Below are 19,262 nucleotides of genomic sequence, written 5' to 3'. Positions count from 1 at the left end.
GGGCGCGCTCAGACCAGCTGCATGTGCAGGGGCTGCAGCCCCTCCACGCTGGCCAGCAACGCGTCGCCCCGCACCACGGCACCCACGCCTTCGGGCGTGCCGGTGAAGATCAGGTCGCCGGGCTGCAGCGTCCAGGCGGCCGACAGTTGCTCGATGGTTTCTGCAATGTTCCAGATCAGCTTGGCAATCGTGCTGCGCTGGCGGTCCTGGCCATTCACCTGCAGTGCAATGGCCGCGCTCTGGATGCCGGGTACTTGGGCCGCCGGGGTGATGGGGCCAATGGGCGCTGAGAAGTCAAAGCCCTTGCCAATGCACCAGGGGCGGCCCTGTTTCTTCATCTCGTTTTGCAAGTCGCGCCGTGTCATGTCCAGGCCCACGGCGTAGCCGTAAATGTGCTGGTGCGCGTCGGCCGCGGCAATGTTGGCACCGCCCTTGCCAATGGCCACCACCAGTTCCACTTCGTGGTGCAGGTTGCTGGTCAGCGTGGGGTAGGGCATGGACACGGTCTGGCCGGCCTCGGCCACCAGCGCGGCGTCGGCCGGTTTCATGAAGAAAAAAGGCGCCTCACGGCCCGTGTGGCCCATTTCCTTGGCGTGCTCCTCGTAGTTCCGGCCCACGCAGTACATGCGGTGGATGGGAAAGCGGGCCGACTCGCCCACCACGGGGATGGAGGGAATGGCGGGGGGCGTGACAACAAAGCTCATGGCGCGTTTCCTCTTAAACCGACTTCACCACCAGGTCAAAGTGCTCGACCACGGGCGGCGACGCAAAGAAGGGGCCAACGATGGCGCGCCACTGGGAAAACAGCTCGCCCCCGCGGAATCCGACGGTGTGGTCTTCCAGTGTGTCCCAGAAGATTTGCAGGATGTAGCGCTCGGGGCTCTCGATCCCCTTGTTCACCTTGTAGCCCTGGTACCCCTTGGCCTTGGAGATGACGTCGCGCAGGCCGCGCGCAATGGCTTCGTCAAAGGCGGCGTTTTGGCCGGGGTGGATGCGGATGTCGGCGAGTTCCAGAATCATGGGGGCTCCAGGCGAGGGGATGGGTCATTGATAGGGTCTCCAATGGTAACGGCTTCGGGTTTATCCTCACGGGCATGAAGCTGTACAACTACTGCCGATCGTCCGCCTCGTTTCGCGTGCGCATCGCGCTCAACCTCAAGGGCCTGCCGTTTGACTACATCCCCGTGCACCTGGTGCGTGGCGAACAGCTGCAGGATGCCCACCGGGGGCGCTCGCCCGATGCGCTGGTGCCGGTGCTGGAGGTGGATGGCCACACGCTGAGCCAGTCCATGGCCATCATCGAGTACCTGGAAGAAACCCGTCCCGCGCCGCCGCTACTACCTGCCAGCCCCTTGGGTCGCGCCCAGGTGCGGGCACTGGCGCAAACCATTGCCTGCGAGATCCACCCGCTCAACAACCTGCGTGTACTCAAGTACCTGACCGGCACCCTGCAGTGTGACGAAGACGAAAAGGCCACCTGGTACCGCCACTGGGTGCGCCAGGGCCTGCTGGCGTTTGAGCGCCAGTTGGACGCGCTGCACGCCCAGGGCCTGCGCCCCACGGCCTATTGCTATGGCGATGCGCCCACGCTGGCCGACTGCCTGCTGGTGCCGCAAATCTTCAACGCCCGTCGCTTTGACACTGACCTCAGTGGCCTGCCCCACGCCATGGCGGCGTTTGACGCCTGCATGGCGCTGCCCGCGTTTGACGCGGCCCAGCCCAGCCGCTGCCCGGACTTCACGCCATGAGCGTGCTTGCAGACTGGCTGGTCCCTGACTGGCCGGCGCCCGCCAACGTCAAGGCACTGTGCACGACGCGCAACGGCGGCCAGTCTCGCCCGCCCTACGACAGCCTGAACCTGGGCACCCATGTGGGCGACGATCTGGCTGATGTGCAGGCCAACCGCGCCGTGCTGCAGCAGGTGCTGGGCGTGCGGCCGGTGTTTCTGGAGCAGGTGCACGGCACGCAGGTGGCGGCGCTGGCCGCCAACACGACAAATGGCGCGGTAGCCGACGCCTGCCTGGCGACGCAGCCGGGTTTGGCCTGCACCATCATGGTGGCGGACTGCCTGCCCATCCTGCTGTGCGACGCTAGCGGTACCTGGGTGGCGGCCGCACACGCAGGTTGGCGCGGCCTGGCCGGGCAGGGTGGGGTGGGCGTGGTGGAGAGCACGCTGGCCGCCGTTTATAGACAAAAACAGGCGCTAGCCCCCGTGGAATATGCGCCAACAGCTCCTGAAATAATAGCGTGGCTGGGGCCTTGCATAGGCCCCGCTGCGTTTGAGGTGGGGGACGAGGTGCGCCAGACTTTTGTGGACAGCACGCCTGGGGCTTCGGGGTGCTTTGTGCCTGCCAAGCTGGGGAAATGGCTGGCCGATTTGCCGGCCCTGGCTCGGCTGCGCCTGCGGGCGGTGGGGGTCAAGGCGGTCTATGGCAATGACAGCAGCCCGCCCTGGTGCACCGTCAGCAACCCCTCACGGTTCTTTTCTCACCGGCGCGACCGGGTCAGCGGGCGGCTGGCTGCCTGCATCTGGCTGGGCTGATTCAGTTGCGGCAGTGGCCGCTGCGGCGTGGGCGGCAATGGCAGCTTCGCGTTCCGCCATCTCCTGGGCCCGGATTTTGCGTTTGCGCCCTGGTGTGCCCATGAAATACACCATCAGCGCGGTGGGCAGCAGTCCGTAGAGGATGAAGGTGAATACCGCCCCCAGCACGGTGCCGGTGGTGTTGGTGGCTTCGGCCACGCTCATCATGAGGGCCACATAGAGCCAGGCAATGGGAATGATGTACATAGAGTTTCAATTTGCGTTATGTCAGGATAACGCAGCCATGGGACTGCCATACTTGGGCGTTAGACTAGACACACTAAAACCCAAGGTGACGGCGTGACCCAATCCAATACTGACTTTTTGGCCCAGGCAACGCAACAATTTCAGCAGGCATTCACCCAGAGCTGGTCCAAGGCGCTGGAATCCTTCCAGGGCATGGACCTGGGGGCCGCGGGCGCGGGCTTTCCGGCCCTGGCCGAAAAGCCGCCCGAAATCCACTTTGCCCCCGAAAAATTGCAAGAACTGCAGCAGAAATACCTGCAAGACGCGATGGGCCTGTTCAGCCAGGGGCTGACCCACCCCACGCAGGCCCCTGCGACCGACGACCGCCGGTTTGCAGCGCCCGCCTGGGGCGCCAATCCCGTGGCCGCCTACGCCGCTGCGGTGTACCTGCTCAATGCCCGCACGCTAATGGGTCTGGCTGATGCGGTGGACGCCGACGCCAAGACGAAGAGCCGCATCCGCTTTGCCGTGGAACAGTGGATGGCCGCCGCCGCGCCGAGCAACTTTTTGGCCTTCAATGCCGAGGCGCAGAAAAAAGCCATTGAGACCAAGGGCGAGAGCATTGCCAAAGGCATGCAAAACCTGGTGCACGACATCCAGCAGGGCCACGTGTCCATGACGGACGAAAGCCTGTTCCAGGTCGGCAAGAACGTGGCCACTACCGAGGGGGCCGTGGTGTTCGAGAACGAGCTGTTCCAGCTCATCGAATACAAGCCCCTGACCGCCAGGGTCTATGAGAAGCCGTTTCTGCTGGTGCCCCCATGCATCAACAAGTTTTACATCCTGGACCTGCAGCCCGAGAATTCGCTGATCCGCTATGCGGTGGAGCAGGGGCACCGGACGTTTGTGGTGAGCTGGCGCAACCCCGACGCCACACTCGCCAACAAAACCTGGGATGACTACATCGAGCATGCGGTGATCCGCGCCATCGGCGTGGCCAAGGACATCAGCGGCTCGCCCACCATCAACGCGCTGGGTTTTTGCGTGGGCGGCACCATGCTGGGCACGGCGCTGGGCGTGCTGGCAGCGCGCGGCGAGAAGCCCGTGGACAGCGCCACCTTCCTCACCACCTTTCTCGATTTTTCGGACACCGGTATCCTGGACGTGTTCATCGACGAGGCCATGGTCAAGTTCCGCGAGGCGGAGTTTGCCAAGGGCGGCATCATGAAGGGCCAGGACCTAGCCAGCACCTTCAGCTTTCTGCGCCCCAACGATCTGGTCTGGAACTACGTGGTGGGCAACTACCTCAAGGGCGAAACACCGCCACCGTTTGACCTGTTGTACTGGAACAGCGACAGCACCAACCTGCCGGGCCCGTACTACGCCTGGTACCTGCGCAACACCTACCTGGAAAACAACCTCGTCAAGCCCGGCAAGCTCACCGTGTGCGGAGAGAAGCTGGACCTTCGCCTGGTGGACATACCGGTCTACATCTATGGTTCGCGTGAAGACCACATCGTGCCGATTGGCGGGGCCTACGCATCCACGCAGGTGTTGCCCGGCAAAAAACGCTTTGTGCAGGGCGCGTCGGGCCACATTGCCGGCGTGATCAACCCGCCGGCCAAGAACAAACGCAGCCACTGGATACGCGCCGACGGCAAGCTGCCCAAGACGCATGCACAGTGGCTGGAGGGTGCAACCGAGCATGCCGGCAGCTGGTGGACCGACTGGTCCCACTGGCTCAAGAGCCATGCTGGCAAGCAAATTGCTGCGCCCAAAACCTATGGCAAAGGCAAGTACAAAGCCATCGAGGCAGCTCCCGGGCGCTACGTTCAAGCCAAGGCTTGAGAATTTCTGATTGATTAAAAGGAGACACCTTATGGAAGACATCGTTATCGTTGCTGCAGCCCGCACTGCGGTCGGCAAATTTGGTGGCACCTTGGCCAAAACCCCCGCCACCGAGCTGGGCAGCATCGTCATCAAGAGCCTGCTGGAGCGCAGTGGCCTGCCCGTGGACGCCGTGGGCGAAGTGATCCTGGGCCAGGTGCTGGCCGCAGGCGTGGGCCAAAACCCTGCACGCCAGGCCGGCATCAAGTCCGGCCTTGCCAAGGAAACCCCGGCGCTGACCATCAATGCCGTCTGCGGCTCCGGCCTCAAGGCCGTGATGCTCGCGGCCCAGGCCGTGGCCTGGGGCGACAGCGAGATCGTGATCGCCGGTGGCCAGGAAAACATGAGCGCATCGCCCCACGTGCTGCTGGGTAGCCGCGACGGCCAGCGCATGGGCGACTGGAAGATGGTCGACACCATGATCACCGATGGTCTGTGGGACGTGTACAACCAGTACCACATGGGCATCACCGCCGAAAACGTGGCCAAGGCGCAGGGCATCACCCGCGAGCAGCAGGACGCACTGGCGCTGGGCAGCCAGCAAAAGGCCGCAGCGGCACAAGAAGCCGGCAAGTTCAAGGCCGAGATCGTTCCGGTGTCCATTCCCCAGCGCAAGGGTGACCCCATCGTGTTCGATGCGGACGAGTTCATCAACAAGAAAACCAACGCCGAAGCCCTGGCCGGCCTGCGCCCTGCGTTTGACAAGGCTGGCAGCGTGACTGCAGGCAACGCCTCCGGCATCAACGACGGCGCAGCCGGAGTGGTAGTCATGACGGCCAAGAAGGCGGCGGCCTTGGGCTTGACGCCATTGGCCCGCATCGCCAGCTTTGGCACCACCGGCCTGGACCCCGCCCTCATGGGCTTGGGCCCCGTGTCCGCCACCCAACGTGCGCTGGCCCGCGCGGGCTGGAAGGCGCAGGACGTGGACCTGTTTGAACTGAATGAAGCCTTTGCCGCGCAAGCCTGCGCCGTGAACAAGCTGCTGGACATCGACCCGGCCAAAGTGAACGTGAACGGCGGCGCCATCGCCATCGGCCACCCCATCGGTGCATCCGGCGCCCGCATTTTGGTGACGCTGTTGCACGAAATGCATCGCAGCGGCGCCAAGAAGGGCGTGGCCTCGCTGTGCATCGGCGGTGGCATGGGCGTGGCCCTGGCCGTTGAGCGTTAAGTATGTTTTTGGCTGCTAGTCCGCATGGAATGTGCGGGAGCAGCTCTAGTTTTCATAGCAGTTAGATTTAAAAAGAGGACACAAAATGAGCCAAAAAGTAGCGTACGTCACCGGCGGCATGGGTGGCATCGGAACCGCCATCTGCCAGCGCCTGCACAAGGAGGGCTTCAAGGTTATCGCCGGCTGCGGCCCTACGCGCGACCACGCCAAGTGGCTGGCCGAACAAAAGGCGCTGGGTTACACCTTCTACGCATCGGTGGGCAATGTGGGGGACTGGGACTCCACCGTGGAAGCTTTTGGCAAGACCAAAGCCGAGCACGGCACCATCGACGTGCTGGTCAACAATGCCGGCATCACGCGTGACCGCATGTTCCTGAAAATGAGCCGCGAAGACTGGGACGCTGTCATCGAGACCAACCTGAATTCCATGTTCAACGTCACCAAGCAAGTGGTGGCAGACATGGTGGAAAAGGGCTGGGGCCGCATCATCAACATCTCGTCCGTGAATGGTGAGAAGGGACAGGCCGGCCAGACTAACTACTCGGCTGCCAAAGCCGGCATGCACGGTTTCTCCATGGCCCTGGCGCAAGAGTTGGCCACCAAGGGCGTGACGGTCAACACCGTGAGCCCAGGCTATATCGGTACCGACATGGTCAAGGCGATCCGCGAAGACGTGCTGGCCAAGATCGTGGCCACCGTGCCTGTGAAACGCCTGGGTGAGCCGTCCGAAATTGCGTCCATCATCGCCTGGCTGGCCTCGGATGAGGGCGGCTACGCCACTGGTGCTGATTTCTCGGTGAACGGTGGTTTGCACATGGGCTAAGGGCTCGTGCTCTCCGGCCCTGTGGCCGGAGCAATAAAAAGCCCGCTGTTGCGGGCTTTTTTGTAACTGTTCAAAGGCTTAGGTGCCTGCCTCTAGCGTAGTGGCGCTGCACTGTGGTGGATATGCCAAAACCACTGACTCGGTTGGCAGTTTCCCCTTCCGGCGTGGGGTATGCTCGGGGCTGCCTGACAGCTGTCAAGCAGGTGGTTCCGCAGTGCGGATCCGGCCCGTCGCCAACGTGGGGCAGATGGGCCCAAGGCGATAGTCAACAACAGAATATGAACACAGAAGAGTCCGTTTGGGTAGATACCAAGCTGTTGCGCGTGGGCTTGTATGTCGAGCTGGACGTGGGGTGGATGTCGCATCCGTTTCCCACAGGCAGCTTCAAGATTTCTTCGCAAAAGCAAATCGACACCATCCGGGATCTGGGGCAGGTGCGCGTGCGCTACCTCCCATCCAAGAGTGACCCCGAAGCGCTTGCAGCGCTCAATGGCACGCCCAATGCCGCCACTGCCGCCCATTCCGCTGCGGCCGAAGAGCGCCTGCAAGCCGCCATACGCGAGAAGGAACAACGCCGCCTGCGCGCATTGGCCGTATCGGCCCAGGAGCGCAGCCTGGTGGTATGCGAGCGTCGTTTCGGTGAATCGGTGCGCCTGTACCGCAAGGCCCTGGACCAGGTGCTGACCCAACCCAAAGTGACCGCCGAGCAATGCCATGCCATGGTCAATGGCTATGTCACCGAGCTGCTGGAAGACGGTGAAGCTTCGATCCGGCTGCTGTCGGAAGCGGCGGGTGACAAGTCCTCTATGCACCCGGTGAACGTGACCATTGTTTGCCTGCTGCTGGGCAAGGCCATGGGGCTGCCTCACGGTGACATGCTGGACTTGGGGCTGGCCGCATTTCTGCACGATATCGGCAAGGTCAAAGTGCCCGACCGCGTGCGCTGGGTGGAGGAGAATTTCTCGTCTGTCGAGTACCGCATGTACCAGGAACATGTGGCCCAGGGGGCCTTGCTGGCCAAGGCCATGGACCTGAGTCCGGGAGCCCAGAACGCCATGGTGCAGCACCATGAGTTGGTGGATGGCAGTGGTTTTCCAGCCCGCCTGAAGGGCGATTCCATGTCCATGGCCGGCCGCATTCTGGCCCTGGTCAATCGCTACGACAACCTTTGCAATCCCAGCCGCCCTGGTGCCGCGCTCACCCCCCACGAAGCCTTGTCGTTGATCTTTGCGCAGCTCAAGACCCGGTTTGATGCGGCTGCGCTCAGCGCCTTCATTCGCATGATGGGCGTGTACCCACCGGGTTCGGTGGTGCAGCTGATCGATGACCGCTATGCCATCGTGGTGTCGGTCAATTCGGCGCGGCCACTCAAGCCGCGTGTCATCGTGCATGACCCCAGCGTGCCCAAGCAAGAGGCGCTGATTCTGGATCTGGAGCACGCGCCCCATCTGGGCATCCGCCGCAGCCTGAAGCCTTCGGCCCTGCCGGCATCCGCGCAGGACTATCTGGCACCGCGGCAACGCATCTGCTATTTCTTTGAACAGGCCACGGACCCCGAGTCGCCGGAACCTGCTGCATGACAGTGCAGGCTTGGGCAAGCTTGCTGGAGGGCATGCTCGAGGCAGTCTGGTTGGTCGACCCCAAAAGTCTGCGCATTCTGGCGGTGAACCAGACCGCGGCGTCGCTCGTGGGTCTGCATGCAGCGTCCTTGGTGGGCTTGCCAGCGATTGACCTGACCGCCACACCGGAGGACATGTTTTTCTGGGAAGACGTGGCAGCGGGCCTGGCGCATGGCATTCACTCCAACACCCTGTTGCGCGGCGCCGATGGCGATGCCATTCCGGTCGAGCGCAAAGTCAGCCGGGTGTGGCTGCAGGACGATGAGCCGGTGTACGTGGTGGGCCTGCGTGATATGCGCCCCCAAAAGCATGCCGAGGACGAGCTGGAACGGCGCCTGGCCGAGCTGCGCGCCACGCTGGAGTCCACCGGTGACGGCATTTTGGTGACTGACCTGCAAGGCCAGGTGCGCAACTACAACCGCAGGTTTGCCGAGTTGTGGCGCCTGCCCGTGGCGCTGCAGGAGGCGGCGGACCAGCCGGCTCTGGCCAGCCACATGGCGCAGATGTTGCAGGACGCTGCCGCCACGGATCCTCTGCAGGCCGACACAGTCGCCAGTCTGCCCGATGTGCTGCACCTGACCGACGGCAAGACACTGGAGCGCGTCAGCGTTACCCAGACCAGCCGCCATCAGGTGCAGGGGCAGGTCTATTCATTCCGCGACGTCTCGGCCCGCGTGGCCTCGGAGGGGCAGTTGCGTCTCGCCGCCAAGGTGTTTGAGTCCAGCCCGGATGCGGTGTTCATCACCGATGCCCGCTACGCCGTGGTGCAAGCCAACCCGCGCTGTATCCAACTTGCGCAGGCGCAGGAAGGGTGCTTGCTGGGTAGCTCGGCGCAACAGTTGTTCCACGACCCCGAGCGCCATGCGTTGTTTGCCGAGATTGAAATGGCTTTGCAGGCCCGCGGCATCTGGACGGGCGAGGTTTGGCGCACCGTGGGCGACACTTCGGTTGCGGTGGAGGTATCGTGGGTCGCACTGACGGATGCGCAGGGCGGCATCGTCAACACCATCGGACATTTTAAGGATATGACCGAGCGCATTGAGGCACAGCGCCGCATCGAAAAACTGGCTTACCGCGATGTGCTGACAGGATTGCCCAACCGCCTGTTGCTGGCCCAGCGCGTGGACTTTTCGCTGCGCTTGGCTGAGCGGGGGGGCGGCACCTTTGCCGTGATGTTCATTGATCTGGACCGCTTCAAGAATATCAATGACTCGCTGGGCCATGCCTTCGGCGACCGCGTGCTGATTGAAGTGGCCGATCGCATCCTGCATTGCATGCGCGACGTGGATACGCTGAGCCGCATGGGTGGCGACGAGTTTGTGGCGTTCCTGCAGGATGCCGACGCACTGGGTGCCGAGGTAGCTGCGCGCCGCATTCTGGATGCACTGGCCCAGCCGTTTTTGGTGGACGAGATGAACTTCTCGCTGGGCTGCAGCATCGGCATTGCCATGTACCCGGCGGATGGCCGTTCGCTGGACGACCTGATCAAATGCGCTGACACTGCCATGTACCGCGTGAAGGAGCGTGGTCGCGGAAATTTCCGTTTTTACCAGCCGCAGATGAATGTGGACCTGCTCTCGCGCATGAAGCTGGACCATGCCATGCGACGCGCCATGGAGTCGGGCCTGTACCGCCTGCACTACCAGCCGCAGGTGGCGCTGGATGATGGACGTCTGCTGGGCGCTGAAGCCCTGGTGCGCTGGACCGACCCGGAGCTTGGTACTGTGTCGCCCGGCACCTTCATTCCACTGGCCGAGGAGTCCGGCTTCATCATCGCCATCGGCAGCTGGGTCATGCAGGAGGCCGTGCGCCAGGCGGCGACCTGGCAGCGCGCCGGCCGGCCGCTGGTGGTGTCGGTCAACGTGTCGGCCTTGCAGTTCCAGCAACCTGACTTTGTCGAGCGTGTGGCGACCTGCATTGCTGATGCGGAGCTGAACCCTGCGCTCTTGGAGCTCGAGCTCACCGAGTCCATCCTGGTGCAGGATGCAAACGAAGCCCTGACCCGTTTGCATGCGTTGGCAGGCCTGGGGGTGAGTCTGGCGATTGACGACTTCGGCACCGGCTATTCCAGCCTGGCTTACCTGAAGAAATTTCCGATTTCCAAACTCAAGATCGACCGCACCTTTGTCATGGGGCTGCCGGAAGACGAAAGTGACCGCGCCATTGTGGGGGCCACGGTAGCCATGGCCCGCGCACTCAAGCTTTCTGTGGTGGCGGAAGGAGTGGAGACCGAGGCCCAGCGTGACTATTTGCGTGAGCTGCAGTGCGCATCGTTCCAGGGTTTTCTGTGCTCGCCGGGCTTGCCGGCAGCAGAATTTGAAACCCTGGCTGCGCAACTGATGCCGCCGCCAAGGCCCGGTGCGCTGGGCTTTTGAGCGGGAAGAATAAGGTGTCTGCGGTGTGATCCACCAGACCGTCACCCTAAACCGAAGTTTAGGTGGGCGAGGTCAGCACTGGCTTTGGGTTCATCTGACGCGAGATGATCACGCTAGCAAGGCAATGTTCCAAGCCCGGGCTCAATGAGCATTGGTTCAGGAAATATAAAGCCCGGCAGCACCGCAGACAGTTGCAATTGTAGGCCTTGGCGGCCCGGTTTAGAGCAAGCGTCCGTCTTCGCCGAGAGCGGCGTCCAGACGTTCCAGCAGGGAACTGAGCAGCAATTGGCTGTCGCCCGCATGGTCGGCAGAGGTGGCGGCAGGGCTGGGGGATGTGGCAGCCGCGGCAACCGCCGGAGCGGCAGGGCGTTCCGACAGGTCAAAGGCCAGGTTCAGCGCGGCCAGCACGGCAATGCGGTCCCGTGCGCGCACCTTGCCCGCGTCACGGATCTTGCACATGGCGGTATCCACACGCTCCACGGCTTCGAGCAGTCGGGCATCGCCGCCTTCCGGGCAGCCCAGCAGATAGCTCTGCCCCATGATTTGAACTTCAAGCTGTTTCATGTTGGGTCTTTTTGCGGGGTCAGCGTGTCCGGCAGGCGCTCCAGCAGCGCATCCACGCGCGCACGCGCAGCGCCCAGACGGGATTTCAGGGCATCCCGCTCGCTTGTGAGCGTTTCCACCTGGGTAGCCAGCAGGGCGTTGGTGCGCTGCAGCTCCTCGTAGCGCACCAGCAGGCGGTCTACGCGCTCGGCAATTTGGTCGATGGGGGTCTGGTTCGACATAGAAGCCGCATTGTAGGGTGAGCGAAAGCTGGGCAGCGTAAAATGCAAAGGTTGGTGCTCGCGGTGTGGTTCACACGCCGCAGTTCAACGGGAAGCAGGAGGGTTCGGCTGGCAACAGCAAACCTAACCTGCGCTGCCCCCGCAACGGTAAGTGGACGAGTCCCTGTACTCCGCTTCCATCACGGCCACTGAGCGTAACGAACACACGCTTGGGAAGGCGATGGAGGTTGCTTCCACCAGCCCGGATACCGGCCAACACGGTGGAGATGCGCTTGGCGCGCCTCCGTGACGCCCATGCCCTGGCGGGGAAGCCGGGGAGGGTTCTTGTTCGGGTTTTTATTTCATGAGATTGTGTTTGTCTGGGGTGCGATCTTCCGCACCTCTGCTCGCCTTCTGGGCATGCTCTGCCGCGCACGCACAGGTGGAGTCAACCGTGGCGTTGAAAGAGGTGGTGGTGACGGCGACACGCATGGCGCGTCCCGTTGGCGATGTCGTGGCCGATGTCACCATCATTGACCGCGAAACACTGGAGCGCGCGGGACCGGTGGGGTTGGCCGATGTGCTGGCCCGCGTGCCCGGGCTCGAGATTGCCCGCAATGGCGGGGTTGGCAATGCCACCTCGGTGTTCGTACGTGGCGGTGAAAGCAAGCACACGGCGGTGCTCGTAGACGGCGTGCGACTGGATTCGCAAAACGTGAGCGGTGGTGCCAACTGGAACACCATTCCGCTCTCGCAAATCGACCACATTGAAATCGTGCGCGGCCCCACCAGCGCCGTCTATGGTTCGGACGCCGTCGCCGGGGTGATTCAGATCTTCACCAAAAAAGGCGAAGGCCGTTTTTCCCCATCCCTGGCGCTGGGCTACGGCAGCAACAACACGCAAACCCTGGACTTCGCGGCCAGTGGCGGCTCTGGCTTGCTGGATTACTCCTTTGGCATCTCTGGCGCGACCAGCGATGGCTTCAATATCCGGACCGTCAGCACCCAGAACTCGGATGCAGACGGGTACCTCAGCAACAGCGGCAATGTGCGTGTGGGCCTGCAATTCAGCCCGGACCAGCGCCTGGAGCTGACCGCATTGCAGAGCCGCATGGATGCCCAGTACGACGGCGGACTGACCAAAGACTACCGCAGCATCAACAGCAACTCCACCCAAAGCCTGCAATGGAGTTCGCAGTGGACCGAGCGCTATGCGACCAAGCTCAGCCTGAGCCAGGGGCTGGACCAGGGGCGCGACTTGCCTGCGGACTCCAACAACCGCACGCAGATCGACAGCGCCTTGTGGTTGAACGAGTACCGCATGGGTCCGCAGACCTTCAGTGCCACGCTGGAGCAGCGCAACGACGCCTTCCAGCTTTCTGGCACACCGCGCATTGACAAGGGCAAGTCCCAGGCCGGTGCAGGACTGGGCTATGCGTGGTCGGGAGAGGTCCACACCTTCCAGCTCAGCGCCCGCAATGACAACGACAGCGAATTCGGCGGTCAGACCACCACCTCGGCAGCCTATGCCTATGCGCTTACGCCGCAATGGCGCCTATCCGCCAGCACGGCCAGCTCTTTCCGTGTACCCACGCTGTACCAACGCTTCAGCAAATACGGTGTGTCCACCCTGGTGCCGGAGTCCGGCCGCAATGCCGAGCTGGGCGTGCACTACACCGAGGGGCCCAATGCCTTTGGCGTGGTGGTGTACCGCAACACGCTGACCAACCTGCTGAGTTTTTTATCGGGGGCTACCGCTGCGGGTTGCCCGGTGCCGGCCAATGGCTGCTACGCCAACACCGCCCAAGCCCAGTACCAGGGGGTGGGCTTCAGTGCGCAGCGCGCGCTGGAGTTGGGGCGGCTGTGGGGGTCTCTGGACTTGCAGGACCCACGCGACAACGTGACCGGCAAACTCTTGCCACGCCGCGCGACCCACCATGCCGTAGTGGGTCTGGACACCCATGTGCAAAGCTGGTCATTGGGCGGGGAGTTGCAGCTATCGTCCATGCGCTTTGACGACGCCGCGAATAACACCGTGCTGCCGGGCTACGTGCTGCTGAATCTGTCGGCCCAGCGGATGGTGTCGCGGCAGTGGTCATTGCTGGTCCGGATGGACAATGCGACGGATACCAAGTACCAACTGGCGGACACCTATGCCACGGCAGGTCGCACCCTGTATGTGGGTCTGAAGTGGGCGCCCTGACACCTATGCACACCATCGCCACCTGTCCCGCCATCCTGATTGCTGCACCTGCCTCGGGGCAGGGCAAGACAACGGTCACATCGGCGCTGGCGCGTTTGCATGCGCGGCAGGGGCGGCGCGTGCGGGTGTTCAAGTGCGGACCGGATTTTCTGGACCCCTGCTGGCATGCGCTGGCCAGTGGTGCGCCGGTCTACCAGATGGACCTGTGGATGACCGGTGAGGCAGACTGTCGCACCCGCCTGCATGCGGCAGCGCTGGAGGCAGATCTGATCATTGTGGAAGGCGTGATGGGCCTGTTTGATGGCGAGCCCAGCGCAGCCGACCTGGCGCAGCGCTTTGGCCTGCCTGTGCTGGCGGTGGTGGACGCGTCTGGCATGGTGGGCACATTTGGTGCCCTGGCTTTTGGCCTGCAGCACTATCGACCTGACATGCCATGGGCTGGCGTGCTGGCGAACCGCGTGGCCAATGCGCGCCATGCGAGCATGTTGCAAGCCAGCGTGGCTGAGGACCAATGGCTGGGCGCGGTGCAGCGCAACGCCTCCATGGCCTTGCCCAAGCGCCACCTGGGCCTGACCGTGGCTGCCGAGGTGGTGGACGGCATGGAGCGGCTGGACGCTGCGGCCGATGCGCTGGCCACTACGCCGCTGGGCCAGATGGGCTTGGAAGACTTGCAGCGTTGGGCCGTGGAGTTTGCGGCGCCAGAAAAAACCGTACCCACGGCGCCGTTGCTGAATGGAAAAATCGTTGCCATTGCGCGCGATGCCGCCTTCTGCTTTATCTACGCAGCCAACCTTGACACGCTGCGCGCGCTGGGGGCCGAGCTGGTGTTTTTCTCGCCCCTGGCAGATGCCGCTTTGCCCGCATGCGATGCACTGTGGATTCCCGGCGGTTACCCCGAGCTGCACGCGGAAGTGATTGCGGCCAACACGGCTTTCAAAAACTGCCTGGCCGCACACATTGCTGCAGGCAAGCCCGTGTGGGCGGAATGCGGCGGCATGATGGCGCTGTTTGATACGCTGGTGACGCTGGATGGCCAATGCCATGCGCAGTGGGGGGTGTTGCCCGGAGAAGTGACCATGCAAAAGCTGTTGGCGGGCCTGGGACCGCAGCAGCTGACGCTGGAGAGCGGCACCTTGCGCGGCCACACCTTCCACTATTCGACCACGAGCACGCCGCTGCAGGCCTTGGTTCGTACCTCGCGCCCGAACATGGAGCCGTCTGACGATGCTGGTGAAGCCGTGTGGCAAATGGGCCCGGTGCGTGCCAGCTACTTCCACGCCTGGTTCCCGTCCTGCCCCGAGGCGGTGGTGGAACTGTTTACTGCGCCCGTGGAGGTCACCGCATGACGCACGACCTGCTGCACTTCCAGCCCGGCCCGCAGCGCATCGTTTGCCTGACCGAGGAGACCACGGAGTGGCTGTACCTGCTGGGCCAGGAGGCGCGCATTGTGGGCATCTCGGGTTACACCGTGCGGCCCAAGCGTGCGCGCGACGAGAAGCCGCGCGTCAGTGCGTTTCTGAGCGCCAAGCTCGACAAGATCATGGAACTGCAGCCTGACTGCGTGCTGGGTTTCTCGGACCTGCAGGCCGATATTGCGGCCGACTTGGTCAAGCGCGGCGTGCAGGTCACCATCTTCAACCAGCGCAGCGTGGCCGAGATTTTCTCCATGCTGTTCCAGCTGGCCGCCATGGTGGGTGAGGCGGAGCAGGGCGCACAGCGCATTGCGCAGATGCAGGCCGATCTGCGTGCCATGCAGGCTGCGATTGCGGCCAAGGTTGCCGCAGGTGCGCGCCGTCCCAAGGTGTTTTTTGAAGAGTGGGACAGCCCGCACATCAGCGCGATCCGCTGGGTGTCGGAGCTGATCGGCATTGCCGGGGGTGACGATTGTTTTCCCGAGCTGGCGACCGAGTCGCTGGGCAAGAACCGCATCATTGCCGATGGCGCCGAGATCGTCCGGCGCAACCCCGACATCATGCTGGGCTCCTGGTGCGGCAAGAAATTCCGGCCGGAAAACGTGGTGGCGCGAGAGGGCTGGGGTGCGGTGAATGCCGTGCGCCACAAGCAGTTGTTTGAAATCAAGTCCCCCGACATCCTGCAGCCCGGCCCCGCCGCACTGACCGATGGCGTGCAGAAGATGCATCAGATCATCCTGCAATGGATGGACGCAGATCAAGCGGGAGCTTTCCAGCCATGAGCACGATGACGATTGCAAAGAGCGAACTGATTCTGGGTGGCCAGAAAAGCGGCAAGTCGCGCCGTGCCGAGTTGCTGGCGCGTCAGTGGTTGGACCAAAGATTGGGTCACCGCGCTGTACTCATCGCCACCGCCCGGCCCTGGGACGACGAGATGCGCCAGCGCATTGCGCGCCACCAGGCCGACCGCGCCGAGCGCGTGCCGGGTATGACTACCGTGGAAGAGCCGCTGGCGCTGGCTGAAGCCATCCAAACGCACAGCCAGGCAGATACGCTGGTCGTGGTGGACTGCCTGACGCTGTGGCTGACCAACCGACTCATGCCCGCTGATTCTGAGAATAAAGTGCCTCTAGCCCCCGTAGATATTGCGCAAGCAGCTTCTCTTTTGATAGCAATTGCGCAGGCCCCCGGCCCCGTGGTGCTGGTGGGCAACGAGATAGGCCTGGGCGTGATTCCCATGGGACGCGAGGTGCGCGCCTTTGTGGACGCGCTGGGAAAACTGAATCAGGATGTAGCCGCCGCCTGCCAGCGCGTGACGCTGATGGCGGCGGGGTTGCCGCTGACGTTGAAGGATGCGTTATGAGGCTGAACCAGCTTTTCGGCCCCTCGCGACTCCGTCTGCAGCGAAGCGGTGAAGCGCTGGGGCGTTTTGCACAGGTAAAGGAGGAGCCCGCAAAGCGGGCGGGGGACACGGAGCAAAACGCCCCGGCGCTTCGCCGCCTGGTCGGTTGCGCCATCGCATTGGCGTGTGTATTGACCGGTGCAGCCCACGCCCTGCAAATCACCGACGACCGCGGCGTCACCGTCACGCTGCCCGCCGCACCCCAGCGCATCGTGAGCCTCTTGCCGTCACTGACCGAAACCGTGTGCGAACTCGGCCAGTGCCAGCGCCTCGTAGGTGTGGACCGCTATTCCAACTTCCCAGTCCGCGTACAAAAGCTGCCGCAAGTGGGCGGCGGGTTGGACCCGAACATCGAGATGATCGTGGCGCTCAAGCCCGACGTGGTGCTCATGGCCACCTCGTCCCGCGCTGGCGACCGGCTGCAGGCGCTAGGCATCAAAGTCATTGCGCTGGAACCCAAACGCCATGCCGATGTGCAGCGCGTGATGCTCAAGCTGGGCCAACTGCTGGAAGTGCCAGACGCCGCGCGAATCTGGCGCGCCATAGATGCCGGTGTATCGGCCGCCGCCCAGTCGCTGCCGGCCAGCGTGCGTACTGTGAAGGTCTACTTTGAGGTGAACCAGGGCCCCTATGCGGCGGGCGAGGCCTCATTCATTGGCGAAACACTCACGCGCCTGGGCGCCAAAAACATCGTCCCCGCCAACCTCGGGCCGTTTCCCAAACTCAATCCCGAATACATCGTGCGCGCCAACCCCGACCTCATCATGATCGGCCAGCGCAGCGCCGATGGCCTGACGGCCCGGCCCGGCTGGCAAAGCATTCGCGCGTTGCGCGAGCAGCGGGTCTGCATCTTCCCGCCAGACGAGGCCGACATGCTGGTGCGCCCCGGTCCGCGCATGGCCGAAGCAGCCCGTCTCATGGCCAAGTGCCTGAGCACGAAGGCCCCTGGAGCCAAACCATGATGCCCAAGCGCGTGTTCTGGCTGGTCTGGGCTGGCGTGCTAGGTGCATTGGCGCTGGTAGCGCTGGGCGTCTGCGTGGGCAGCGCTGGGCTGGAAAACCTTATTCGTCCCTTGCTCAACCCCACACAGGACCCGCAGCAGACCGCCATGGCGCAGCAAATCATCTGGCAGATTCGCCTGCCGCGTACGCTGGGAGCCTGGGCGGCTGGCGCCTTGCTGGGCCTGGCCGGTGCGGTGGCGCAGGGCCTGTTCCGCAACCCGTTGGCTGATCCGTATCTGCTGGGCAGCGCCTCTGGCGCTTCGCTGGGCGTGGCGCTCGCTCTGGCCGCGTTGGGCGGTGGCGCCGGCATGCTGGGAGGATCGGCCGCAAGCATGATGAGCGGTGGCGTGGCGGTCAGCGTGTTCTCCAGCAGCCTGTGGGTACGTCTGGGCCTGACCGGTGCGGCGTTTCTGGGCGCCGTGTTTGCCGTGACGCTCACGCTGGTGCTGTCGCGCGGCGTAGGCCACACCTTGCGTCTGCTGCTGGCAGGTGTGGTGGTGGGCGTGGTGCTGGGCGCCATGACGCACTTGGTGCTGCTGTTCTCGCCCGAGTCGCTGCAGGCCATGCAGGCCTTCATGCTGGGCTCCACCGCCTTTGTCGGTTGGACCTCGTGTGTGCTCATGGCCGGCGTGTGGGCCATGTGTGTGCTGGCAGCCTGGCTGCTGGCGCGGGTGCTCGATGGCCTGAGCCTGGGCGACGCTACGGCCATCAGCTTGGGTCTGCCCGTGGCGCCCATGCGTGCGGCGCTGGTGGCGGTGCTGGCGCTGGCCACGGGCACTGCCGTGGCCCAAACTGGTTTGATTGCGTTCGTGGGCCTGGCCGCGCCGCACCTTGTGCGTTCTGTCATCAAGACCACGCATGCGCACCTGATGCTGCTTTCCAGCCTCATGGGCGGCGTGTTGCTGATGGCAGCGGACACGCTGGCGCGCGGCCTCATTGCGCCGCAGGAGTTGCCCGTGGGCATGCTGACCGCAGTGCTGGGCGGCGGCTATCTCTTGTGGCTGATGCACCGTAGCAGCAGCCTGGGTGGAGGGCGTGCAGCATGACGGGTGCTACCAAAACCATAGCTATCAGCGCACATTCCATCGGGGCTAGCCTCGGAAATGGATTGCAGAAGCAGCCCATCCTGCACGACATCAGCCTGGACATTGCCGTCGGAAAGTGGACCAGCATCGTGGGCCCCAATGGCGCCGGCAAGTCCACCTTGCTCAAGTGCCTGGCCGGCGTGCTGCCGCACAGCGGTAGCGTCCATTTGCTGGGCCAACCGTTGCAGAGCCTGCCGCACCAGGAGCGCGCGCGGCAACTGGCCTGGCTGGGCCAGAACGAAACCTCGGCCGACGATTTGACCGTGTGGGACGTGGCCATGTTGGGCCGCCTGCCGCACCAGGCCTGGCTGGCGCCGCCCAATGCGGCCGACCATGCAGCTGTGGAACAAGCCCTGCGCGCCACCCGCGCGTGGGACTGGCGCCAGCGTGCATTGGGCCAGCTGTCGGGCGGAGAACGCCAGCGCGTGCTGCTGGCGCGCGCACTGGCTGTGCAGGCCCAGGTGCTGCTGATGGACGAACCCCTGGCCAACCTCGACCCGCCGCACCAGGCCGACTGGCTGGATGTGGTGCGCGCGTTGATCGCCGAGGGCAAGACCGTAGTAAGCGTTCTGCACGAGATCACCATGGCGTTGCAGGCCGACAGCCTGGTCGTCATGGCCGCGGGCCGTGTGACCCATCAGGGCGCCTGCGGCGATCTGGCGACACACCGCGCCATGGAAGATGTATTCGACGGACGCATTGCCGTTCACCCCGTACAGGGGCAGTGGATTGCGCTGCCCAAAGTGTCCCAAA

Annotated in this window: 18 protein-coding genes, 1 pseudogene and 1 riboswitch; of the genes and pseudogenes, 14 read left to right on the top strand and 5 right to left on the bottom strand. The window is 63.8% G+C overall.

Annotation, left to right across the window (positions count from 1 at the left end):
- Window positions 1-8: 8 nt before the first annotated feature.
- Window positions 9-704 carry a fumarylacetoacetate hydrolase family protein gene (locus AC07OE_RS04280; RefSeq protein WP_495069333.1) on the bottom strand — a complete coding sequence of 232 codons (696 nt, stop codon included), beginning with the start codon at window positions 702-704 and terminating at the stop codon, window positions 9-11.
- Window positions 705-717: 13 nt separating this feature from the next.
- A complete protein-coding gene (locus tag AC07OE_RS04275; RefSeq protein ID WP_495069332.1) occupies window positions 718-1,020 on the bottom strand; it encodes an antibiotic biosynthesis monooxygenase family protein in 303 nt (100 codons plus the stop codon).
- 74 nt (window positions 1,021-1,094) lie between these two features.
- Between AC07OE_RS04275 and maiA the strand changes: the two genes are divergently transcribed.
- Both maiA and pgeF read left to right on the top strand, forming a co-directional pair.
- Window positions 1,095-1,748: a maleylacetoacetate isomerase gene (maiA, locus tag AC07OE_RS04270; protein ID WP_495069331.1), complete on the top strand. Its 654-nt coding sequence runs from the start codon at window positions 1,095-1,097 to the stop codon at window positions 1,746-1,748.
- The gene (gene pgeF, locus AC07OE_RS04265) at window positions 1,745-2,542 is read left to right on the top strand and encodes a peptidoglycan editing factor PgeF (protein WP_495069330.1); all 798 of its coding nucleotides are present in this window, start codon (window positions 1,745-1,747) and stop codon (window positions 2,540-2,542) included. Before maiA ends, pgeF begins: the two co-directional genes overlap by 4 nt.
- Here the strand turns inward: pgeF and AC07OE_RS04260 are convergent.
- Window positions 2,474-2,788 carry a hypothetical protein gene (locus AC07OE_RS04260; RefSeq protein ID WP_495069329.1) on the bottom strand — a complete coding sequence of 105 codons (315 nt, stop codon included), beginning with the start codon at window positions 2,786-2,788 and terminating at the stop codon, window positions 2,474-2,476. The two genes, pgeF and AC07OE_RS04260, sit on opposite strands and share 69 nt — an antisense overlap.
- Before the next feature lie 93 nt (window positions 2,789-2,881).
- Between AC07OE_RS04260 and phaC the strand changes: the two genes are divergently transcribed.
- From phaC to AC07OE_RS04235, 5 genes are all read left to right on the top strand, one after another.
- Entirely contained in the window at window positions 2,882-4,615 is a 1,734-nt protein-coding gene (gene phaC / locus AC07OE_RS04255; protein ID WP_495069328.1) for a class I poly(R)-hydroxyalkanoic acid synthase, read from the top strand.
- Window positions 4,616-4,646: 31 nt separating this feature from the next.
- On the top strand, window positions 4,647-5,825 hold the full coding sequence (locus tag AC07OE_RS04250; RefSeq protein ID WP_495069327.1) for an acetyl-CoA C-acetyltransferase: 1,179 nt from the start codon (window positions 4,647-4,649) through the stop codon (window positions 5,823-5,825).
- Window positions 5,826-5,910: 85 nt separating this feature from the next.
- Window positions 5,911-6,648 (top strand): acetoacetyl-CoA reductase, encoded by a 738-nt coding sequence (gene phbB / locus AC07OE_RS04245; RefSeq protein WP_495069326.1) that lies wholly within the window; start codon window positions 5,911-5,913, stop codon window positions 6,646-6,648.
- A 278-nt stretch (window positions 6,649-6,926) separates the two neighbouring features.
- A complete protein-coding gene (locus tag AC07OE_RS04240; protein ID WP_495069325.1) occupies window positions 6,927-8,228 on the top strand; it encodes an HD-GYP domain-containing protein in 1,302 nt (433 codons plus the stop codon).
- A complete protein-coding gene (locus AC07OE_RS04235) occupies window positions 8,225-10,642 on the top strand; it encodes a putative bifunctional diguanylate cyclase/phosphodiesterase (RefSeq protein WP_495069324.1) in 2,418 nt (805 codons plus the stop codon). Before AC07OE_RS04240 ends, AC07OE_RS04235 begins: the two co-directional genes overlap by 4 nt.
- A gap of 219 nt (window positions 10,643-10,861) precedes the next feature.
- Here AC07OE_RS04235 and AC07OE_RS04230 read toward each other — a convergent pair whose 3' ends face one another.
- Both AC07OE_RS04230 and AC07OE_RS04225 read right to left on the bottom strand, forming a co-directional pair.
- Window positions 10,862-11,206 carry a cell division protein ZapA gene (locus AC07OE_RS04230; RefSeq protein ID WP_495069323.1) on the bottom strand — a complete coding sequence of 115 codons (345 nt, stop codon included), beginning with the start codon at window positions 11,204-11,206 and terminating at the stop codon, window positions 10,862-10,864.
- Window positions 11,203-11,427: a DUF904 domain-containing protein gene (locus tag AC07OE_RS04225; protein ID WP_495069322.1), complete on the bottom strand. Its 225-nt coding sequence runs from the start codon at window positions 11,425-11,427 to the stop codon at window positions 11,203-11,205. The genes AC07OE_RS04230 and AC07OE_RS04225 overlap by 4 nt, the downstream gene beginning before the upstream one ends.
- 37 nt (window positions 11,428-11,464) lie before the next feature.
- A riboswitch (cobalamin riboswitch) is annotated at window positions 11,465-11,698 on the top strand.
- A 162-nt stretch (window positions 11,699-11,860) separates the two neighbouring features.
- Here AC07OE_RS04225 and AC07OE_RS04220 point away from each other — a divergent pair.
- From AC07OE_RS04220 to AC07OE_RS04190, 7 genes and pseudogenes are all read left to right on the top strand, one after another.
- Window positions 11,861-13,609, top strand: coding sequence for a TonB-dependent receptor domain-containing protein (locus AC07OE_RS04220; protein WP_495069321.1), 1,749 nt, complete (start codon window positions 11,861-11,863; stop codon window positions 13,607-13,609).
- Between the two features lie 5 nt (window positions 13,610-13,614).
- Complete coding sequence (locus AC07OE_RS04215; protein ID WP_495069320.1) at window positions 13,615-14,955, top strand: cobyrinic acid a,c-diamide synthase CobB; 1,341 nt, start codon at window positions 13,615-13,617, stop codon at window positions 14,953-14,955.
- Window positions 14,952-15,803 (top strand): ABC transporter substrate-binding protein, encoded by an 852-nt coding sequence (locus AC07OE_RS04210; protein ID WP_495069319.1) that lies wholly within the window; start codon window positions 14,952-14,954, stop codon window positions 15,801-15,803. Before AC07OE_RS04215 ends, AC07OE_RS04210 begins: the two co-directional genes overlap by 4 nt.
- On the top strand, window positions 15,800-16,384 hold the full coding sequence (locus tag AC07OE_RS04205) for a bifunctional adenosylcobinamide kinase/adenosylcobinamide-phosphate guanylyltransferase (protein ID WP_495069318.1): 585 nt from the start codon (window positions 15,800-15,802) through the stop codon (window positions 16,382-16,384). The genes AC07OE_RS04210 and AC07OE_RS04205 overlap by 4 nt, the downstream gene beginning before the upstream one ends.
- 170 nt (window positions 16,385-16,554) lie before the next feature.
- Entirely contained in the window at window positions 16,555-17,385 is an 831-nt protein-coding gene (locus AC07OE_RS04200) for an ABC transporter substrate-binding protein (RefSeq protein WP_495069317.1), read from the top strand.
- On the top strand, window positions 17,382-18,470 hold the full coding sequence (locus AC07OE_RS04195; protein WP_495069316.1) for a FecCD family ABC transporter permease: 1,089 nt from the start codon (window positions 17,382-17,384) through the stop codon (window positions 18,468-18,470). The genes AC07OE_RS04200 and AC07OE_RS04195 overlap by 4 nt, the downstream gene beginning before the upstream one ends.
- Window positions 18,467-19,252: pseudogene (locus AC07OE_RS04190) on the top strand (ABC transporter ATP-binding protein); the annotation flags it as partial. The gene AC07OE_RS04195 and the pseudogene AC07OE_RS04190, both read left to right, overlap by 4 nt.
- Window positions 19,253-19,262 lie beyond the last annotated feature (10 nt).

Source organism: Rhodoferax sp. GW821-FHT09E07, from assembly GCF_059416145.1.
Note: the sequence above shows the minus strand (reverse complement) of the source record. Positions and strands in the feature narration are given on the sequence as shown.

Bases quoted from the DNA above. Each gene is read 5' to 3' on its own strand.
- AC07OE_RS04215 (WP_495069320.1), top strand. From the start codon at position 13,615: ATGCACACCATCGCCACCTGTCCCGCCATCCTGATTGCTGCACCTGCC.
- pgeF (WP_495069330.1), top strand. From the start codon at position 1,745: ATGAGCGTGCTTGCAGACTGGCTGGTCCCTGACTGGCCGGCGCCCGCC.
- AC07OE_RS04210 (WP_495069319.1), top strand. From the start codon at position 14,952: ATGACGCACGACCTGCTGCACTTCCAGCCCGGCCCGCAGCGCATCGTT.
- AC07OE_RS04235 (WP_495069324.1), top strand. From the start codon at position 8,225: ATGACAGTGCAGGCTTGGGCAAGCTTGCTGGAGGGCATGCTCGAGGCA.
- AC07OE_RS04230 (WP_495069323.1), bottom strand. From the start codon at position 11,206: ATGAAACAGCTTGAAGTTCAAATCATGGGGCAGAGCTATCTGCTGGGC.
- phbB (WP_495069326.1), top strand. From the start codon at position 5,911: ATGAGCCAAAAAGTAGCGTACGTCACCGGCGGCATGGGTGGCATCGGA.
- AC07OE_RS04195 (WP_495069316.1), top strand. From the start codon at position 17,382: ATGATGCCCAAGCGCGTGTTCTGGCTGGTCTGGGCTGGCGTGCTAGGT.
- AC07OE_RS04205 (WP_495069318.1), top strand. From the start codon at position 15,800: ATGAGCACGATGACGATTGCAAAGAGCGAACTGATTCTGGGTGGCCAG.
- AC07OE_RS04260 (WP_495069329.1), bottom strand. From the start codon at position 2,788: ATGTACATCATTCCCATTGCCTGGCTCTATGTGGCCCTCATGATGAGC.
- AC07OE_RS04280 (WP_495069333.1), bottom strand. From the start codon at position 704: ATGAGCTTTGTTGTCACGCCCCCCGCCATTCCCTCCATCCCCGTGGTG.
- AC07OE_RS04225 (WP_495069322.1), bottom strand. From the start codon at position 11,427: ATGTCGAACCAGACCCCCATCGACCAAATTGCCGAGCGCGTAGACCGC.
- AC07OE_RS04275 (WP_495069332.1), bottom strand. From the start codon at position 1,020: ATGATTCTGGAACTCGCCGACATCCGCATCCACCCCGGCCAAAACGCC.
- AC07OE_RS04240 (WP_495069325.1), top strand. From the start codon at position 6,927: ATGAACACAGAAGAGTCCGTTTGGGTAGATACCAAGCTGTTGCGCGTG.
- maiA (WP_495069331.1), top strand. From the start codon at position 1,095: ATGAAGCTGTACAACTACTGCCGATCGTCCGCCTCGTTTCGCGTGCGC.
- AC07OE_RS04250 (WP_495069327.1), top strand. From the start codon at position 4,647: ATGGAAGACATCGTTATCGTTGCTGCAGCCCGCACTGCGGTCGGCAAA.